Source organism: Campylobacter sp. BCW_4319, from assembly GCF_001764435.1.
GTDB lineage: Bacteria > Campylobacterota > Campylobacteria > Campylobacterales > Campylobacteraceae > Campylobacter_D > Campylobacter_D jejuni.
In genome coordinates, this window is sequence record NZ_MKAQ01000010.1 from 66,233 (window position 1) to 79,605 (window position 13,373).

Annotated in this window: 26 protein-coding genes; all 26 read left to right on the top strand. The window is 34.3% G+C overall.

Annotated features, from left to right (window positions below):
• The first annotated feature begins 111 nt into the window (after positions 1–111).
• Complete coding sequence (rpsJ, locus tag AJN56_RS03860) at positions 112–423, top strand: 30S ribosomal protein S10 (RefSeq protein WP_002779353.1); 312 nt, start codon at positions 112–114, stop codon at positions 421–423.
• A gap of 9 nt (positions 424–432) precedes the next feature.
• Positions 433–1,008, top strand: a complete 576-nt coding sequence (rplC, locus tag AJN56_RS03865; protein ID WP_002779987.1) for a 50S ribosomal protein L3 — start codon at positions 433–435, stop codon at positions 1,006–1,008.
• Positions 1,005–1,619: a 50S ribosomal protein L4 gene (gene rplD / locus AJN56_RS03870; RefSeq protein WP_002791636.1), complete on the top strand. Its 615-nt coding sequence runs from the start codon at positions 1,005–1,007 to the stop codon at positions 1,617–1,619. The genes rplC and rplD overlap by 4 nt, the downstream gene beginning before the upstream one ends.
• A gap of 2 nt (positions 1,620–1,621) precedes the next feature.
• Positions 1,622–1,903, top strand: coding sequence for a 50S ribosomal protein L23 (locus tag AJN56_RS03875; RefSeq protein ID WP_002856384.1), 282 nt, complete (start codon positions 1,622–1,624; stop codon positions 1,901–1,903).
• Position 1,904: 1 nt separating this feature from the next.
• Positions 1,905–2,735 (top strand): 50S ribosomal protein L2, encoded by an 831-nt coding sequence (gene rplB, locus AJN56_RS03880; protein ID WP_002869292.1) that lies wholly within the window; start codon positions 1,905–1,907, stop codon positions 2,733–2,735.
• Between the two features lies 1 nt (position 2,736).
• The gene (gene rpsS / locus AJN56_RS03885; RefSeq protein ID WP_002851509.1) at positions 2,737–3,018 is read left to right on the top strand and encodes a 30S ribosomal protein S19; all 282 of its coding nucleotides are present in this window, start codon (positions 2,737–2,739) and stop codon (positions 3,016–3,018) included.
• 10 nt (positions 3,019–3,028) lie between these two features.
• On the top strand, positions 3,029–3,472 hold the full coding sequence (gene rplV / locus AJN56_RS03890; protein ID WP_002855723.1) for a 50S ribosomal protein L22: 444 nt from the start codon (positions 3,029–3,031) through the stop codon (positions 3,470–3,472).
• Positions 3,472–4,173 carry a 30S ribosomal protein S3 gene (rpsC, locus tag AJN56_RS03895; protein WP_002851138.1) on the top strand — a complete coding sequence of 234 codons (702 nt, stop codon included), beginning with the start codon at positions 3,472–3,474 and terminating at the stop codon, positions 4,171–4,173. Before rplV ends, rpsC begins: the two co-directional genes overlap by 1 nt.
• 2 nt (positions 4,174–4,175) lie before the next feature.
• Entirely contained in the window at positions 4,176–4,601 is a 426-nt protein-coding gene (rplP, locus tag AJN56_RS03900; protein WP_002779441.1) for a 50S ribosomal protein L16, read from the top strand.
• The gene (gene rpmC / locus AJN56_RS03905) at positions 4,588–4,773 is read left to right on the top strand and encodes a 50S ribosomal protein L29 (RefSeq protein ID WP_002851566.1); all 186 of its coding nucleotides are present in this window, start codon (positions 4,588–4,590) and stop codon (positions 4,771–4,773) included. The genes rplP and rpmC overlap by 14 nt, the downstream gene beginning before the upstream one ends.
• Positions 4,774–4,782: 9 nt before the next feature.
• Positions 4,783–5,034: a 30S ribosomal protein S17 gene (gene rpsQ / locus AJN56_RS03910; RefSeq protein WP_002851549.1), complete on the top strand. Its 252-nt coding sequence runs from the start codon at positions 4,783–4,785 to the stop codon at positions 5,032–5,034.
• Positions 5,034–5,402 (top strand): 50S ribosomal protein L14, encoded by a 369-nt coding sequence (rplN, locus tag AJN56_RS03915; RefSeq protein ID WP_002779438.1) that lies wholly within the window; start codon positions 5,034–5,036, stop codon positions 5,400–5,402. The genes rpsQ and rplN overlap by 1 nt, the downstream gene beginning before the upstream one ends.
• The gene (gene rplX / locus AJN56_RS03920) at positions 5,402–5,635 is read left to right on the top strand and encodes a 50S ribosomal protein L24 (RefSeq protein ID WP_002779437.1); all 234 of its coding nucleotides are present in this window, start codon (positions 5,402–5,404) and stop codon (positions 5,633–5,635) included. Before rplN ends, rplX begins: the two co-directional genes overlap by 1 nt.
• A 3-nt stretch (positions 5,636–5,638) precedes the next feature.
• Positions 5,639–6,184, top strand: coding sequence for a 50S ribosomal protein L5 (gene rplE / locus AJN56_RS03925; RefSeq protein WP_002851453.1), 546 nt, complete (start codon positions 5,639–5,641; stop codon positions 6,182–6,184).
• Position 6,185: 1 nt separating this feature from the next.
• Positions 6,186–6,371, top strand: coding sequence for a type Z 30S ribosomal protein S14 (locus AJN56_RS03930; protein ID WP_002851478.1), 186 nt, complete (start codon positions 6,186–6,188; stop codon positions 6,369–6,371).
• Between the two features lie 9 nt (positions 6,372–6,380).
• A complete protein-coding gene (rpsH, locus tag AJN56_RS03935) occupies positions 6,381–6,776 on the top strand; it encodes a 30S ribosomal protein S8 (RefSeq protein ID WP_002851353.1) in 396 nt (131 codons plus the stop codon).
• Between the two features lie 78 nt (positions 6,777–6,854).
• Positions 6,855–7,391 carry a 50S ribosomal protein L6 gene (rplF, locus tag AJN56_RS03940; RefSeq protein WP_002851302.1) on the top strand — a complete coding sequence of 179 codons (537 nt, stop codon included), beginning with the start codon at positions 6,855–6,857 and terminating at the stop codon, positions 7,389–7,391.
• A 9-nt stretch (positions 7,392–7,400) separates the two neighbouring features.
• The gene (rplR, locus tag AJN56_RS03945; RefSeq protein WP_002785535.1) at positions 7,401–7,757 is read left to right on the top strand and encodes a 50S ribosomal protein L18; all 357 of its coding nucleotides are present in this window, start codon (positions 7,401–7,403) and stop codon (positions 7,755–7,757) included.
• A gap of 11 nt (positions 7,758–7,768) precedes the next feature.
• Entirely contained in the window at positions 7,769–8,212 is a 444-nt protein-coding gene (rpsE, locus tag AJN56_RS03950) for a 30S ribosomal protein S5 (RefSeq protein ID WP_002779428.1), read from the top strand.
• A gap of 4 nt (positions 8,213–8,216) precedes the next feature.
• Complete coding sequence (rplO, locus tag AJN56_RS03955; protein ID WP_002851292.1) at positions 8,217–8,609, top strand: 50S ribosomal protein L15; 393 nt, start codon at positions 8,217–8,219, stop codon at positions 8,607–8,609.
• Positions 8,609–9,874: a preprotein translocase subunit SecY gene (gene secY / locus AJN56_RS03960; protein WP_002860827.1), complete on the top strand. Its 1,266-nt coding sequence runs from the start codon at positions 8,609–8,611 to the stop codon at positions 9,872–9,874. The genes rplO and secY overlap by 1 nt, the downstream gene beginning before the upstream one ends.
• Positions 9,875–10,099: 225 nt before the next feature.
• On the top strand, positions 10,100–10,372 hold the full coding sequence (locus AJN56_RS03965; RefSeq protein WP_002882243.1) for a hypothetical protein: 273 nt from the start codon (positions 10,100–10,102) through the stop codon (positions 10,370–10,372).
• Positions 10,369–10,617: a hypothetical protein gene (locus AJN56_RS08875; RefSeq protein ID WP_009883140.1), complete on the top strand. Its 249-nt coding sequence runs from the start codon at positions 10,369–10,371 to the stop codon at positions 10,615–10,617. The genes AJN56_RS03965 and AJN56_RS08875 overlap by 4 nt, the downstream gene beginning before the upstream one ends.
• A 14-nt stretch (positions 10,618–10,631) precedes the next feature.
• Positions 10,632–11,003: an MFS transporter gene (locus AJN56_RS08880; RefSeq protein ID WP_011812817.1), complete on the top strand. Its 372-nt coding sequence runs from the start codon at positions 10,632–10,634 to the stop codon at positions 11,001–11,003.
• Positions 10,991–11,302, top strand: coding sequence for a hypothetical protein (locus tag AJN56_RS08885; protein WP_011812816.1), 312 nt, complete (start codon positions 10,991–10,993; stop codon positions 11,300–11,302). Before AJN56_RS08880 ends, AJN56_RS08885 begins: the two co-directional genes overlap by 13 nt.
• The gene (locus tag AJN56_RS03975) at positions 11,299–13,311 is read left to right on the top strand and encodes a CocE/NonD family hydrolase (protein WP_002869290.1); all 2,013 of its coding nucleotides are present in this window, start codon (positions 11,299–11,301) and stop codon (positions 13,309–13,311) included. The genes AJN56_RS08885 and AJN56_RS03975 overlap by 4 nt, the downstream gene beginning before the upstream one ends.
• The last annotated feature ends 62 nt before the right edge of the window (positions 13,312–13,373 follow it).

Here is a 13,373-nt window from a genome sequence, read left to right on the forward strand (position 1 = left end):
AAAAATTTCATCAAATTCCTTGACTTTGAAAACAAGATTTTATATACTCTCATTTCAATTTTTATAAATTGGTTAGTTTTTAACTAACGAGTTCTTTTTAAAGGAAATATTATGGAAAGAATTAGGCTTAAGCTAAAAGCTTATGACCATCGAGTACTAGACAGAACAGTTGCAGCAATCGTAGAAGCTGTTAAAAGAACAGGTGCGGATATCAGAGGTCCGATACCAATGCCTACTAAAATCAAACGCTATACAGTTTTAAAATCTCCACACATTAACAAAGATTCTCGTGAGCAGTTTGAAATAAGAATTCACGCACGTATGCTAGATATAGTAGCAGCGACTCCAGATACAGTTGATTCTTTAACTAAGCTTGATTTAGCGCCAGAAGTAAGCGTTGAAGTAAGAGCTATGGGTAAGTAAGGATAAGATATGGAATATATTGTAGAAAAAATCGGAATGAGCAGAACAATTACTAATCCAAGTATCGCTGTAACTTTACTAAGAGTTGTAAATGCAAAAGTATGTGAAGTTGAAGGCGGAAAGGCTTTAGTAGCATATCCAAAAGGTAAAGCAAGTAATAAATGTGTCGCAGGACAACAAAAAAAGTATAATCTTTCTGCAGAATACAATAGATTTGCGACTTTAGAAGTAGCAAATACTGAAGCAGGAGATTTAGATGAAACTCCATTAAATGAAGCAAAAATTTTAAAAGTAAGCTTTAACACTAAAGGTAGAGGTTATAGCGGTGTTATGAAAAGACATAACTTCGCAGGGGGTCCAGCAAGTCACGGTTCTAGATTTCACAGACGCCACGGATCTATTGGCAATAGAGAATGGCCAGGTCGTGTTCAACCAGGTATGAAAATGGCAGGACACTATGGAAATACTAAAGTGACCGTTAAAAACGAAGTTGTATCTTATGATGCTGAAAACAAAATTTTAGTAGTTAAAGGTGCAGTACCAGGTTATAATGGTGCTATGGGTAAAATAAGGATTGCAAAATGAGTAAAGTAGTTGTTTTAAATGATAAATTAGAAAAAGCAGGTGAACTTGATTTACCTTCAAAATATGCGGAAGTAAATCCACACAATCTTTACTTATATGTAAAATCTTACCTTGCAAGTTTAAGAGCAAATACAGCTCATACTAAAGGTAGAAGTGATGTAAGTGGTGGTGGTAAAAAACCTTGGAGACAAAAAGGTCGTGGCGGTGCTAGAGCGGGTTCAACAAGAACTAACGTTTGGGTAGGCGGTGCGGTTGCTTTTGGTCCAACAAATGAAAGAAACTACTTCCAAAAAGTAAATAAAAAACAAAAAAGATTGGCGCTTGAAAGAGCTTTAGCAGATAAAGCAGCTAAGGGAGCATTATTTACTGCTGATTCTTTGGCTATTGAAAGTGGTAAAACAAAAGATGCAAACGCTGTGATTAAAAAACTTGGCGTCAAAGATGCTTTAATCGTTAAAGATTTACTAGATGAAAAAACACTTTTAGCTTACAGAAATTTAGCAAATTGCTATGTAGTTGATGTAACTGAAGTAAATGCTTATTTAGTATCTGTATTTAATGCTGTTATCATAGAAAAATCAGCGTTAGAATCTATTACAAAAGAGGGATAATTATGGCAGATATTACTGATATAAAGACTATACTTTACACAGAAAAAAGTTTGAATTTGCAAGAGCAAGGTGTCGTAGTTATTCAAACTTCACCAAAGATGACTAAAACAGGCTTAAAAGCGGTTTTAAAAGAGTATTTTGGTGTAACTCCAAAAAGCATCAATTCATTAAGAATGGATGGAAAAGTTAAGCGTTTTAGAGGTCGTTTAGGTCAAAGAAACGATTACAAAAAATTCTATGTTAAGCTACCTGAAGGTGTTAGCTTAGAAAATACGGAGGCTTAAGATGGCAATTAAAACTTATAAACCATATACTCCAAGTAGAAGATATATCACAGGTTTAAGTTCTGAAGATATTACAGCTAAACCAAGTGTGCGCTCACTACTTGTTAAACTTCCAGTGCACGCAGGTCGTAATAGCTATGGAAGAATTACAAGTCGTCATAAAGAAGCGGGTGCTAAAAAACTTTACAGAATTATTGATTTTAAACGTCGTAAATTCGGTATAGAAGGCAAAGTAGAAGCAATCGAGTATGATCCATATAGAAATTGTAGAATTGCTTTGATTGCTTATAAAGATGGGGAAAAAAGATATATTCTTCAACCACGTGGATTAAGCGTTGGCGATATCGTTGCAGCTGCTGAAAGCGGACTTGATATTAAACCAGGTAACGCAATGAAACTTAAAAACATTCCTGTGGGTACTATTGTTCATAATGTTGAGTTAAAGCCAGGTAAAGGCGGTCAAATGATTCGTTCTGCGGGTGCTTACGCACAACTTATGGGTAAAGAAGAAAAATATGTTATTTTAAGACTTGCAAGCGGCGAAATGAGACAAGTTTTAGCTGAATGTATGGCAAGTATCGGCGAAGTAGGTAACGAAGAATGGGCTAATGTAACTATCGGTAAAGCAGGTAGAAATCGCCATAGAGGTATCCGCCCGCAAACTCGTGGTTCTGCAATGAACCCAGTAGATCACCCGCACGGTGGGGGTGAAGGTAAGAAAAATTCAGGCCGTCATCCAGTAACTCCATGGGGTAAACCAACTAAAGGTGCGAAAACTCGTCGTAAAAAAGCTAGCGATAAGCTAATAATTTCAAGAAGAAAAGGAAAGTAAGATGGCTAGATCACTAAAAAAAGGTCCTTTTGTTGATGATCATGTAATGAAAAAAGTCATCGCTGCTAAAAAGGCTAATGATAATAAACCAATTAAAACTTGGTCAAGAAGAAGCACAATTACTCCTGATATGATAGGACTTACATTTAATGTTCATAATGGTAAAAGCTTCATTCCGGTTTATATTACTGAAAATCACATCGGTTATAAACTTGGTGAATTTGCTCCAACACGCACATTCAAAGGGCATAAAGGCTCTGTGCAAAAGAAAATTGGTAAGTAAGGGATAAGATATGAGTAAAGCATTAATTAAATTCATAAGATTATCTCCAACTAAAGCAAGATTGATTGCTAGAGAAGTTCAGGGGATGAATGCAGAATTAGCTATGGCTAGTTTAAAATTTATGCCAAATAAAGGTGCAAAATACATCGCAAATGCAATTTCAAGTGCAGTAGCAAATGGTGGCTTTGAAGCAAACGAAGTGGTTGTAAAAAGTTGTCGTGTTGACGCAGCTGCGGTATTAAAAAGATTTAGACCAAGAGCTAGAGGAAGTGCAAGTCGTATTAGAAAACCAACTTCACATATTTTAGTAGAAGTGGCAAAAGCAGAAGTGAAAGCTGAAGAGAAAAAAACAGTAGCTAAAAAAGCTCCAGCAGCTAAAAAGACTACTACAACAAAAGCTCCAGCTAAAAAAACAACAAGCACTAAAAAAGCAACAGCGAAAAAGGAAAGCTAATGGGACAAAAAGTTAATCCAATTGGTCTAAGACTAGGAATCAATAGAAATTGGGAATCAAGATGGTTTCCGACTAAAGCAAATTTAGTAGAAAATATCGGTGAAGATTACAAAATCAGAGCTTTCTTAAAAAGAAAACTTTATTACGCAGGAATCAGTCAAATTTTAGTAGAAAGAACTGCTAAAAAACTTCGCGTTACTGTAGTTGCCGCAAGACCAGGTATCATCATCGGTAAAAAAGGTAGTGATGTTGATAATTTAAGAAAAGAATTGCAAGATTTAATCGGTAAAGATGTAAATATCAATATCAAAGAAGAAAGAAAAGCAGGAGCTTCAGCTCAACTTGCTGCTGAAAGTGTTGCAACTCAACTTGAAAAAAGAATTGCTTTTAGAAGAGCGATGAAAAAAGTAATTCAAGGTGCGCAAAAAGCAGGTGCTAAAGGGATTAAAGTTTCAGTTTCTGGTCGTTTAGGCGGTGCTGAAATGGCAAGAACAGAATGGTATCTTGAAGGACGCGTTCCACTTCATACTTTAAGAGCAAAAATTGATTATGGTTTTGCAGAAGCTAGAACTACTTATGGAAACATAGGGGTTAAAGTATGGATCTTTAAAGGTGAAGTATTGCACAAAGGTATGCAACCTGAAAAAACTGAAGAAAGTGCTCCAGCTAAAAAGCCAAGACGCACAAGAAGGGGTAAATAATCATGTTAATGCCAAAAAGAACTAAATATCGCAAAATGATGAAAGGGCGTAACAGAGGTTATGCTAATCGTGGAACAGAATTTACTTTTGGTGAATTTGCATTAAAAGCAACTGAAGCAGGACGCATTAACTCACGCCAAATCGAAGCAGCGCGTATCGCTTTAACTCGTTTTGTTAAAAGACAAGGAAAAACTTGGATTAGAGTTTTCCCAGATAAGCCTTTGACAAAAAAACCTTTAGAAACTCGTATGGGTAAAGGTAAAGGTGCTGTTGAAGAATGGGTAATGAATATCAAGCCAGGTCGTATTATTTATGAAATGGCAGGAGTAAGCGAAGAAATGGCAAGAGAAGCATTGACTTTAGCTATGCATAAACTTCCATTTAAAACTAAGTTTGTTACAAGAGAGAGCCAAAATGAAATATACTGAGATTAAAGATAAAACAGCAGCTGAGCTTGCAACAATGCTAAAAGAAAAAAAGGTGCTTTTATTCACTTTAAAACAAAAGCTAAAAACAATGCAACTTACTAATCCAAAAGAGATTAGCCAAGTAAAAAAAGACATTGCTAGAATAAATACAGCAATTAACGCTTTAAGATAAGGATAGAAAATGGCATTTAAAAGAGAAATTCAAGGCGTTGTTGTTAAAATCGCTGGTGAAAAAACCGCAAGTGTTTTGGTTGAAAGAAAAGTGGTTCATCCAAGATATAGAAAAATTGTTAAACGCTTTAAAAAATATCTAATTCATGATGAGAGAAATGAAGTTAAAGTGGGTGATACTGTTGTTGCAGTAGAATGCAGACCACTTTCAAAAAGAAAATCATTTCGCTTAAAATCTGTATTAGCTACAGGAGTTGAGTAATGATTCAAAGTTTTACAAGACTTGCAGTTGCTGATAATAGCGGTGCAAAAGAATTAATGTGTATCAAGGTTTTAGGGGGTAGCAAAAGAAGATACGCTACCGTAGGTGATGTAATCGTTGCATCTGTTAAAAAAGCTTTACCAAATGGAAAAGTTAAAAAAGGTCAAGTGGTAAAAGCGGTTATCGTTAGAACTAAAAAAGAAATTCATAGAGATAATGGTTCTTTGATTCGTTTTGATGAAAATGCTGCGGTTATTCTTGACAACAAAAGAGAGCCTATCGGAACTCGTATCTTTGGGCCAGTGGGCAGAGAAGTTAGATATGGTGGCTTTATGAAAATCGTTTCACTAGCACCGGAGGTATTATAATGGCGGTTAAATTAAAAATCAAAAAAGGTGATAGCGTTAAGGTTATCACAGGCGATGATAAAGGTAAAACAGGTAAAGTTTTAGCGGTATATCCAAAAACACTTAAAGTGGTAGTTGAAGGATGTAAAATCGCTAAAAAAGCTATTAAGCCGAGTGAGAAAAACCCAAATGGTGGTTTTATCAATAAAGAAATGCCAATGGATATTTCCAATGTGGCAAAAGTTCAGGAGTAAGCGATGATGAGATTAAAAGAAAAATATAATCAAAGCATTAAACCTGCATTGGTTAAAGAATTTGATATTAAAAATCCTATGCTTATCCCTGTGATCGAAAAAGTAGTTATCAGCGTAGGTGCTGGTGAGTTGGCTAAAGATCAAAAAGTATTGCAAAATGTTGCAGATACTATTTCTTTAATTGCAGGACAAAAGGCTGTGATTACTAAAGCTAAAAAATCAGTTGCAGGATTTAAAGTTCGCGAAGGTTTTCCTGTGGGTGTAATGGTAACTTTAAGAAAAGAAAATATGTATGCTTTTCTTGATAAATTAATTTCTATTGCTTTGCCAAGGGTGAAAGACTTTAGAGGTTTAAGTAGAGATGGTTTTGATGGACGCGGAAACTATAACTTCGGTCTTGATGAGCAGTTGATGTTCCCAGAAGTGGAGTATGATAAAATTTTAAGAACTCATGGTATGAACATTTCTATAGTTACAACAGCACAAAATGACAAACAGGCACAAAAGTTATTAGAACTTATCGGTGTGCCATTTACAAAAGGAAAGTAAGATGGCTAAAAAATCAATGATTGCAAAAGCGGCACGCAAGCCTAAATTTAAAGTTAGAGCTTATACAAGATGCCAAATTTGTGGGCGTCCGCATTCGGTTTATAGAGATTTTGGAATTTGCAGAGTTTGCTTAAGAAAAATGGGCAACGAAGGTTTGATTCCAGGTCTTAAGAAAGCAAGTTGGTAAGGATAAAATATGATAAATGATATTATTTCAGATTCACTCACTCGTATCAGAAATGCAGGAATGAGAAAGCTTGAAACAACCAAGCTTTTACATTCTAAAGTTGTAGAAGCTTTAGTTGGAATTTTTCAAGCTAAGGGCTATATTGAGAGTTTTAATGTTATTGAAGAAGATAAAAAGAAATTTATCAATGTAGTTTTAAAATACGATGAAAAAGGTAAGAGTGTTATCAATGAGCTTAAAAGAATTTCTAAGCCTGGTCGTCGTGTTTATAAAGGTAAAGATGAAATCAAGCGTTTTAAAAATGGTTATGGTACTATCGTAGTTAGCACAAGTCATGGCGTTTTAGCTAATGATGAAGCTTATAAAGCAGGTGTTGGCGGCGAAATTTTATGTACCATTTGGTAAAAAATCTGCTTTTTATGGCATTGGGTATCCATTCTTTTAAAAAAGTAGAAATATCCTAGACAAATAAAAAGGAAAAATATGTCTCGTATAGGTAAACAACCGATTGCTATTCCAGCAGGAGTAGAAGTAAAATTAGAAGGAAATTTGCTTAAATTTAAAAAAGGAAATTTAGCAAAAGAACTTGATACTAAAGCAAATGTAAATGTTGAGATTAAAGATAATAATATTCTTTTTTCTCCAAAAGGTGAAGACAGACAAAGTAGAGCTTATTGGGGAACTTACAGAGCTTTAGCTTACAATATCGTTGTAGGTTTAACTCAAGGTTTTTCAAAAACTCTTGAAATCAATGGAGTTGGTTATAAAGCAGCTTTAAAAGGTAAAGTTTTAGAACTAAGCCTTGGTTTTTCTCATCCTATTAATTATGATATTCCAGAAGGAATTGAAATTGTAGTGGATAAAAATACTATTGCAGTTAAAGGAAGTGATAAACAAGTTGTAGGTCAAGTTGCTGCTCAAATTCGTGAATTTAGACCACCAGAGCCATATAAAGGAAAAGGCGTTAAGTATTCTGATGAACGCATTATCCGCAAAGCTGGTAAGACATCTAAGAAGTAAGGGTAGAATATGAGAGCAAATGTATTAAAAAGAAAACTAACTTTAAGAATCAAAAGAAAAAAAAGAATTAGAGCGAAAATTTCAGGTTGTGAAAATTTTCCAAGAATTTCTGTATTTAAATCAAACAGAACTCTATATATCCAAGCGATTGATGATGTAAAAGCTGTAACTTTAGCAGCAGTTGATGGACGCAAACTTGGCGTTAAAGCAAATAAAGAAGGTGCTAAAAAAATCGCTGCTGAATTTGCTAAAACTTTAAAAGCTAAAAAGATAGAACAAGCTGTTTTTGATAGAAATGGTTATGTATATCATGGTGTTATCGCAGCATTGGCTGAATCTTTAAGAGAAAATGGCATTAGGCTATAAGGGGTAAATCGATGGAAAAATATAATAGAGAAGAATTTGAAGAAGTAATCGTCGATATCGGCAGAGTTACTAAGGTTGTTAAAGGTGGTAGAAGATTTAGATTTACTGCTTTAGTTATCGTTGGAAACCGCAAAGGTTTAGTAGGTGTTGGTTATGGTAAAGCTAAGGAAGTTCCAGATGCCATCCGTAAAGCTGTTGACGATGCGTTTAAAAATATCGTTGAAGTTAAAACTAAAGGCTCAACTATCGCTCACGATGTAGAGGTAAAATATAACGCAAGTAGAATTTTACTTAAACCAGCTAGTGAAGGTACAGGAGTTATTGCAGGTGGTTCTACACGCCCTATCGTGGAACTTGCAGGTATTAAAGACATCTTAACCAAGTCTTTGGGTTCAAATAATTCAGCTAATGTGGTTCGTGCTACAATCAAAGCTTTAACAATGTTAAAAGGATAAGAAGATGAATTTAACAAAAGCAGCGGGTTCAACGCATAAAACTAAAAGAATTGGCCGTGGTCAAGGTTCTGGCATGGGTAAGACTGCTACTAAAGGGGGTAAAGGTCAAACTGCTAGAAAAGGTTATAATGAAAAAAGAGGTTTTGAAGGGGGTCAACAACCACTTCAAAGAAGACTACCAAAAGTAGGTTTTACTTCTAAAATTCAAAAACCTTATGTGATCAATGTTGAAAAAATCACAGCTGTAAAAGAGCTTAGTGAAATTACATTTGAGAGCATTAAAAGTGTTCACAAAATTTCAAAATCTGTGAATAAAATCAAATTAATTGGTGCAAGTGCAAAAGACTTAGTATCAAAAATCAAAGACGAGAATATTAGCGTCACCGGATCAAAATAATGAATAGAGCATTGACGAATAAGATTTTAATCACCTTAGCATTTTTATTTGCTTATAGGGTTCTGGCTTATGTGCCAGTTCCTGGCGTCAATGCTGATGTGATTGCGGAATTTTTTAATAACAATCAAAACAATGCTTTGGGTTTATTTAATGTTTTTAGTGGTGGAGCGGCTGAACGCTTTTCTATCATTTCTTTAGGTATTATGCCTTATATCACTGCTTCTATTATTATGGAGCTTCTTGCAGCAACTTTTCCAAATATTGGTAAGATGAAAAAAGAGCGTGATAGTATGCAAAAATATATGCAAATTATCCGTTATGCGACTATTGTGATTACTTTGGTTCAAAGTATAGGCGTTGCTATAGGTTTGCAAAGCTTGCACGGTCGTGGTGGTGCAGGGGCTATAATGGTAGAAGATTTAAATATGTTTATCGCACTTTGTGCTATTTCTATGCTTGCAGGAACTATGCTTTTAATGTGGCTTGGCGAACAAATCACACAAAGAGGTATAGGAAATGGTATTTCTTTAATCATTTTTGCAGGTATTGTTTCAGGTATTCCAAGAGCGATTTCAGGAACTGTAGGGCAAATCAATTCAGGCGAGATGAATTTCTTGACCGCTTTTGCAATTTTTGCTTTGATTTTAATCACTATAGGCGTGATTATTTATGTAGAACTTGGAGAAAGAAGAATTCCTATTTCTTATTCTCGTAAAGTTGTAATGCAAAATCAAAACAAACGCATTATGAATTATATTCCTATTAAACTCAATCTTAGTGGGGTTATTCCACCGATTTTTGCTAGTGCGATTTTGATGTTTCCAACAACAATTTTACAAACTAGTACAAATCCTTATCTACAAGCCATTAATGACTTTTTAAATCCAAATGGTTATTTGTTTCATGTTTTAACTTTCTTGTTTGTAATTTTCTTTGCTTATTTTTATGCTTCTATTGTATTTAACGCTAAAGATATAGCAGAAAATTTGAAAAAACAAGGCGGTTTTATCCCTGGAATTCGTCCAGGTGAGGGAACTTCAAATTATCTTAACGAAGTGGCTTCTCGTTTAACTTTATCAGGTTCTATTTATTTAGGACTTGTTGCAACCTTGCCTTGGGTTTTGGTGAAATTTATGGGTGTGCCTTTTCATTTTGGCGGTACTTCCGTACTTATTGTAGTTCAAGTAGCACTTGATACGATGAGAAAAATTGAAGCTCAAATTTATATGAGTAAATACCAAACTTTAAGTGCGGTAGGTTTGTAATATATTTCAACAAGGGTAATTTTCCTTGTTGAAATAATTTTTTTATTTTATTCTTTTTCTTGTATGTTTTATTTTTGTCAAATGTGTAAATAATCTACAAAAATTTAAATTAGCTTTTAAAATTTTTCTAATTTTTTTAAAAAAATACTAAAAATATGTAATACTAAAATTAGATTTGTTTAGGAGAAGCCATGAAGAATACTTTTAAAAAAGAATTTTTTCACTTTGATTTTGCTTTCTTTTTGTGGTTCTATTATTTATGGTTTGCCTTATTTTAGAAAGTATTATTATGATGATTATATGGCTTTGTATCATTTAGATAATTTTCAAATGGGTTTATTAGGTAGTGCTTATGGTTTGTTAGGACTTTTTTCTTATGCTTTGGGTGGATATTTAGCAGATCGTTTTGCTCCTAAGAAGCTTTTGATCTTTTCTTTGGTGCTACAGGATGTGGGGGTTTGCTTCATCTTTATTTTACTTCGCTTAAGGCTCTTATGATTATTTATGGGCTTTGGGGTATTACTTCGCTTCTTACTTTTTGGCCTTCTTTGATGAAAATCATACGCACTTTAGCCAGCAAGCAAGAGCAAGCAAGAGCTTATGGGGTCTTTGAAGGGGGTCGTGGTGTGGTTAGCACTATATATTTAGCTATTGCTACGGCTATTTTTGGCTATTTTCAAACCAAGGCTTTAGCTTCTAAGGGTATAGAGATGATTATCATTTTTTATTCTTTAGCTCTATAATTAGTGCAGTGATTTTGTTTCTTTTAAAAGAGAGTAAGCATGAAAAAAGTGAAAATTTAAAATGGAGTGATTTTTTATCTCTTATTAAAAATCCTGCTTTATGGCTTGTGGTGGCCATCACTTTTTGTACTTATTTTTTCAATATGAGTTTTTATTATTTTACCCCTTATGCGAGTAATGTTATAGGTACTTCTGCTGTATTTGCAGCTATTTTAGCGGTTTTAACCTCTTATATACGCCCCATTGTTTCTATAGTAGGTGGTTTTGTAGCTGATGGTTTTGGAAAGGCTAAGGTTATGTTAGTGGGTTTTGTAACCATGGGACTTGGAGTGGTGCTTTTAATGTTTAGTGCTTATTGGGGTGTTTTATACAAATGGTGGCTTTAACCTTAGCTTGTGTGATTGTTTATGTGGCTATGTATTCTAATTTTAGTATTTATTATTCTTTATTAAGCGAGGGTAAAATTCCTGTACATTTAGCTGGTATGGCCATAGGTATAGTTTCTACTTTTGGATATTTGCCTGAAGTTTTTGCACCTGTTTTAGCCGGAGATTTGCTTGATAAATATCAAGGAGTAAAGGGTTTTCATATCTATTTTAGTATCATGATTGCTATGGCTATTATGGGTGCTAATTTTTGTTTGTTTTGGATAAAAAAATACAATAAAAAAAGGAAAAAAATATGAAGAAAATAATTAAAGATTTTAAATTTAAAGTGAAAGTGATAGAAAATATTTGGATTACTTTAAAGGATGGCACAAGGCTTTCTTCTAGAATTTGGTTTCCACAAACCGATGAGAAACTTCCTGCTATTTTAGAATACATTCCTTATAGAAAAAATGATGGTACAAGAACAAGAGATGAACCTATGCATGGCTATTTTGCAGGCAATGGTTATGTTGTTGTAAGAGTGGATATGAGAGGCAGTGGGGAATCTGATGGGCTCTTAAAAGATGAGTATTTAAAGCAAGAACAAGATGATGCCTTAGAGCTTATAGAATGGATAGCCAAACAAGAATGGTGCAATGGTAAAGTAGGCATGATGGGTAAGTCTTGGGGTGGTTTTAATTCTTTGCAAGTGGCTGCTAGAAGACCTAAGAATTTAAAAGCCATTATAGTGGTGGGTTTTACCGATGATAGATACAATGAAGATATACATTATAAAGGCGGGTGTTTGCTCAATGATAATTTTTGGTGGGGCAATATCATGCTTGCTTATCAAGCCCGTTTTGTAGATCCAAAAATTGATCCAAATGGAAGAGAGAAATGGCTTCATAGACTTGAAAATATGCCTTTATGGCCTGCTTTATGGATGGAACATAATTTAAAGGATAAGTATTGGAAACATGGCTCGGTGAGTGAAAATTATGAGGATATACAAGTACCTGTTTTTGCTTTAGATGGATGGGCTGATTCTTATACCAATCCTGTTTTTACTCTCATGCAAGGTTTAAAGGTTCCAAGAAAAGCCATTATAGGCCCTTGGGCTCATGTTTATCCGCACGATGGTTTTCCAGCTCCTGCTATGGGATTTTTACAAGAAGCTTTAAAATGGTGGGATAAATGGCTAAAAGATGAAGATAATGATGTTCTTGATTGTCCTATGATACAAGCTTATATAGAAGATCCTTTAAAACCTAGTTCTAAAGTGAGTGAGGTTAAAGGGCGTTTTGTGGGATTAGAAAGTTATCCTAGTAAGGATATAAATTATCATACCTATTTTTTAAATCCTTATAGACTCACTCAAGAAAAAAGCAAGCAAAGCATTAAGATTAATACCCCACAAAATCATGGACTTTTAGCTGGAGAGTGGATGGGAGCAGTCGTTTTGGGAGAAAGTCCTGCAGATCAAAGATTAGATGATGGTTTAGCTGTGGTTTTTGAAAGTGAAATTTTGCAAGATGAGTTTGATGTTTTAGGTTATCCCTTGTTAAAAGTGAAATTAAATAGCGATAAGCCTAAAGCTATGCTTTTTGCACAACTTAGTGAAGTAAGGGAAGATGGCTTTGTACAAAGGGTGAGCTATGGGGTTTTAAATTTAGCCTTAAATAAAGAAAGAAGTGAATTTACACCCTTGATAAAAAATGAATGGATCCAAAGAGAGCTAAGGCTTGATTGTTGTGGATATCGTTTTGCTAAGGGATCTAAGATAAGACTTTCTTTGGCTACAACCTTTTGGCCTATGTTTTGGCTTATGCCTGAAAATGTGACCTTGACTTTGGATTTAAATGAATGCGATTTTGCTTTACCTGTTTTTAGTGGCAAGGATAGCAATAAAGTGAATTTAGAAGCTCAAAGTGCTCCTTTAACTCCTCTTACTTTGCTTAAAGAAGGTAGGGTAGATAGGAGTATAACTTATGATATTTTAAGCGATACTTACGCTTGTATAACCGATGGAGTGGGTGGAGTTTTTGGCGAAGGTATTTATAGATTTGATGAGATTGATGTTTTAGTAGAACACAATCTTAAAAGAGAGCTAGTCCTTCAAAATGAAGATCCTCTAAGTGCTAAACACACTATCACTCAAAAGATGAAAATTGGTAGGGAAAATTGCATGATGGATGCTGATATTATTCTTACTCAAACCAGTGATAAGGAGTATTTTTATATCAAGGGTAAAATGCAGGTTAAGGAAAATGAAAAACTTGTCTTTGATAAAAATTATAATTATAAAACTCTACGAAAGAGTTTGTAAATCCTAGATAATTAAACCTAAATTTATCAGGTTTAATTAAAAATTATGAAGAATATAATTAA

What these genes read in the sequence shown, in the direction of transcription:
- AJN56_RS08875 (WP_009883140.1), top strand. Translation starts at nt 10,369, where the DNA reads ATGATTATTTATGGGCTTTGGGGTATTACTTCGCTTCTTACTTTTTGG.
- rplE (WP_002851453.1), top strand. Translation starts at nt 5,639, where the DNA reads ATGATGAGATTAAAAGAAAAATATAATCAAAGCATTAAACCTGCATTG.
- rplD (WP_002791636.1), top strand. Translation starts at nt 1,005, where the DNA reads ATGAGTAAAGTAGTTGTTTTAAATGATAAATTAGAAAAAGCAGGTGAA.
- secY (WP_002860827.1), top strand. Translation starts at nt 8,609, where the DNA reads ATGAATAGAGCATTGACGAATAAGATTTTAATCACCTTAGCATTTTTA.
- AJN56_RS03975 (WP_002869290.1), top strand. Translation starts at nt 11,299, where the DNA reads ATGAAGAAAATAATTAAAGATTTTAAATTTAAAGTGAAAGTGATAGAA.
- AJN56_RS03930 (WP_002851478.1), top strand. Translation starts at nt 6,186, where the DNA reads ATGGCTAAAAAATCAATGATTGCAAAAGCGGCACGCAAGCCTAAATTT.
- rpsC (WP_002851138.1), top strand. Translation starts at nt 3,472, where the DNA reads ATGGGACAAAAAGTTAATCCAATTGGTCTAAGACTAGGAATCAATAGA.
- rplB (WP_002869292.1), top strand. Translation starts at nt 1,905, where the DNA reads ATGGCAATTAAAACTTATAAACCATATACTCCAAGTAGAAGATATATC.
- rplR (WP_002785535.1), top strand. Translation starts at nt 7,401, where the DNA reads ATGAGAGCAAATGTATTAAAAAGAAAACTAACTTTAAGAATCAAAAGA.
- rpsS (WP_002851509.1), top strand. Translation starts at nt 2,737, where the DNA reads ATGGCTAGATCACTAAAAAAAGGTCCTTTTGTTGATGATCATGTAATG.
- rplF (WP_002851302.1), top strand. Translation starts at nt 6,855, where the DNA reads ATGTCTCGTATAGGTAAACAACCGATTGCTATTCCAGCAGGAGTAGAA.
- rplP (WP_002779441.1), top strand. Translation starts at nt 4,176, where the DNA reads ATGTTAATGCCAAAAAGAACTAAATATCGCAAAATGATGAAAGGGCGT.
- rpsJ (WP_002779353.1), top strand. Translation starts at nt 112, where the DNA reads ATGGAAAGAATTAGGCTTAAGCTAAAAGCTTATGACCATCGAGTACTA.
- rpmC (WP_002851566.1), top strand. Translation starts at nt 4,588, where the DNA reads ATGAAATATACTGAGATTAAAGATAAAACAGCAGCTGAGCTTGCAACA.
- rpsH (WP_002851353.1), top strand. Translation starts at nt 6,381, where the DNA reads ATGATAAATGATATTATTTCAGATTCACTCACTCGTATCAGAAATGCA.
- rplC (WP_002779987.1), top strand. Translation starts at nt 433, where the DNA reads ATGGAATATATTGTAGAAAAAATCGGAATGAGCAGAACAATTACTAAT.
- AJN56_RS03875 (WP_002856384.1), top strand. Translation starts at nt 1,622, where the DNA reads ATGGCAGATATTACTGATATAAAGACTATACTTTACACAGAAAAAAGT.
- rpsQ (WP_002851549.1), top strand. Translation starts at nt 4,783, where the DNA reads ATGGCATTTAAAAGAGAAATTCAAGGCGTTGTTGTTAAAATCGCTGGT.
- rplV (WP_002855723.1), top strand. Translation starts at nt 3,029, where the DNA reads ATGAGTAAAGCATTAATTAAATTCATAAGATTATCTCCAACTAAAGCA.
- AJN56_RS08885 (WP_011812816.1), top strand. Translation starts at nt 10,991, where the DNA reads ATGGTGGCTTTAACCTTAGCTTGTGTGATTGTTTATGTGGCTATGTAT.
- rplX (WP_002779437.1), top strand. Translation starts at nt 5,402, where the DNA reads ATGGCGGTTAAATTAAAAATCAAAAAAGGTGATAGCGTTAAGGTTATC.
- rpsE (WP_002779428.1), top strand. Translation starts at nt 7,769, where the DNA reads ATGGAAAAATATAATAGAGAAGAATTTGAAGAAGTAATCGTCGATATC.
- rplO (WP_002851292.1), top strand. Translation starts at nt 8,217, where the DNA reads ATGAATTTAACAAAAGCAGCGGGTTCAACGCATAAAACTAAAAGAATT.
- rplN (WP_002779438.1), top strand. Translation starts at nt 5,034, where the DNA reads ATGATTCAAAGTTTTACAAGACTTGCAGTTGCTGATAATAGCGGTGCA.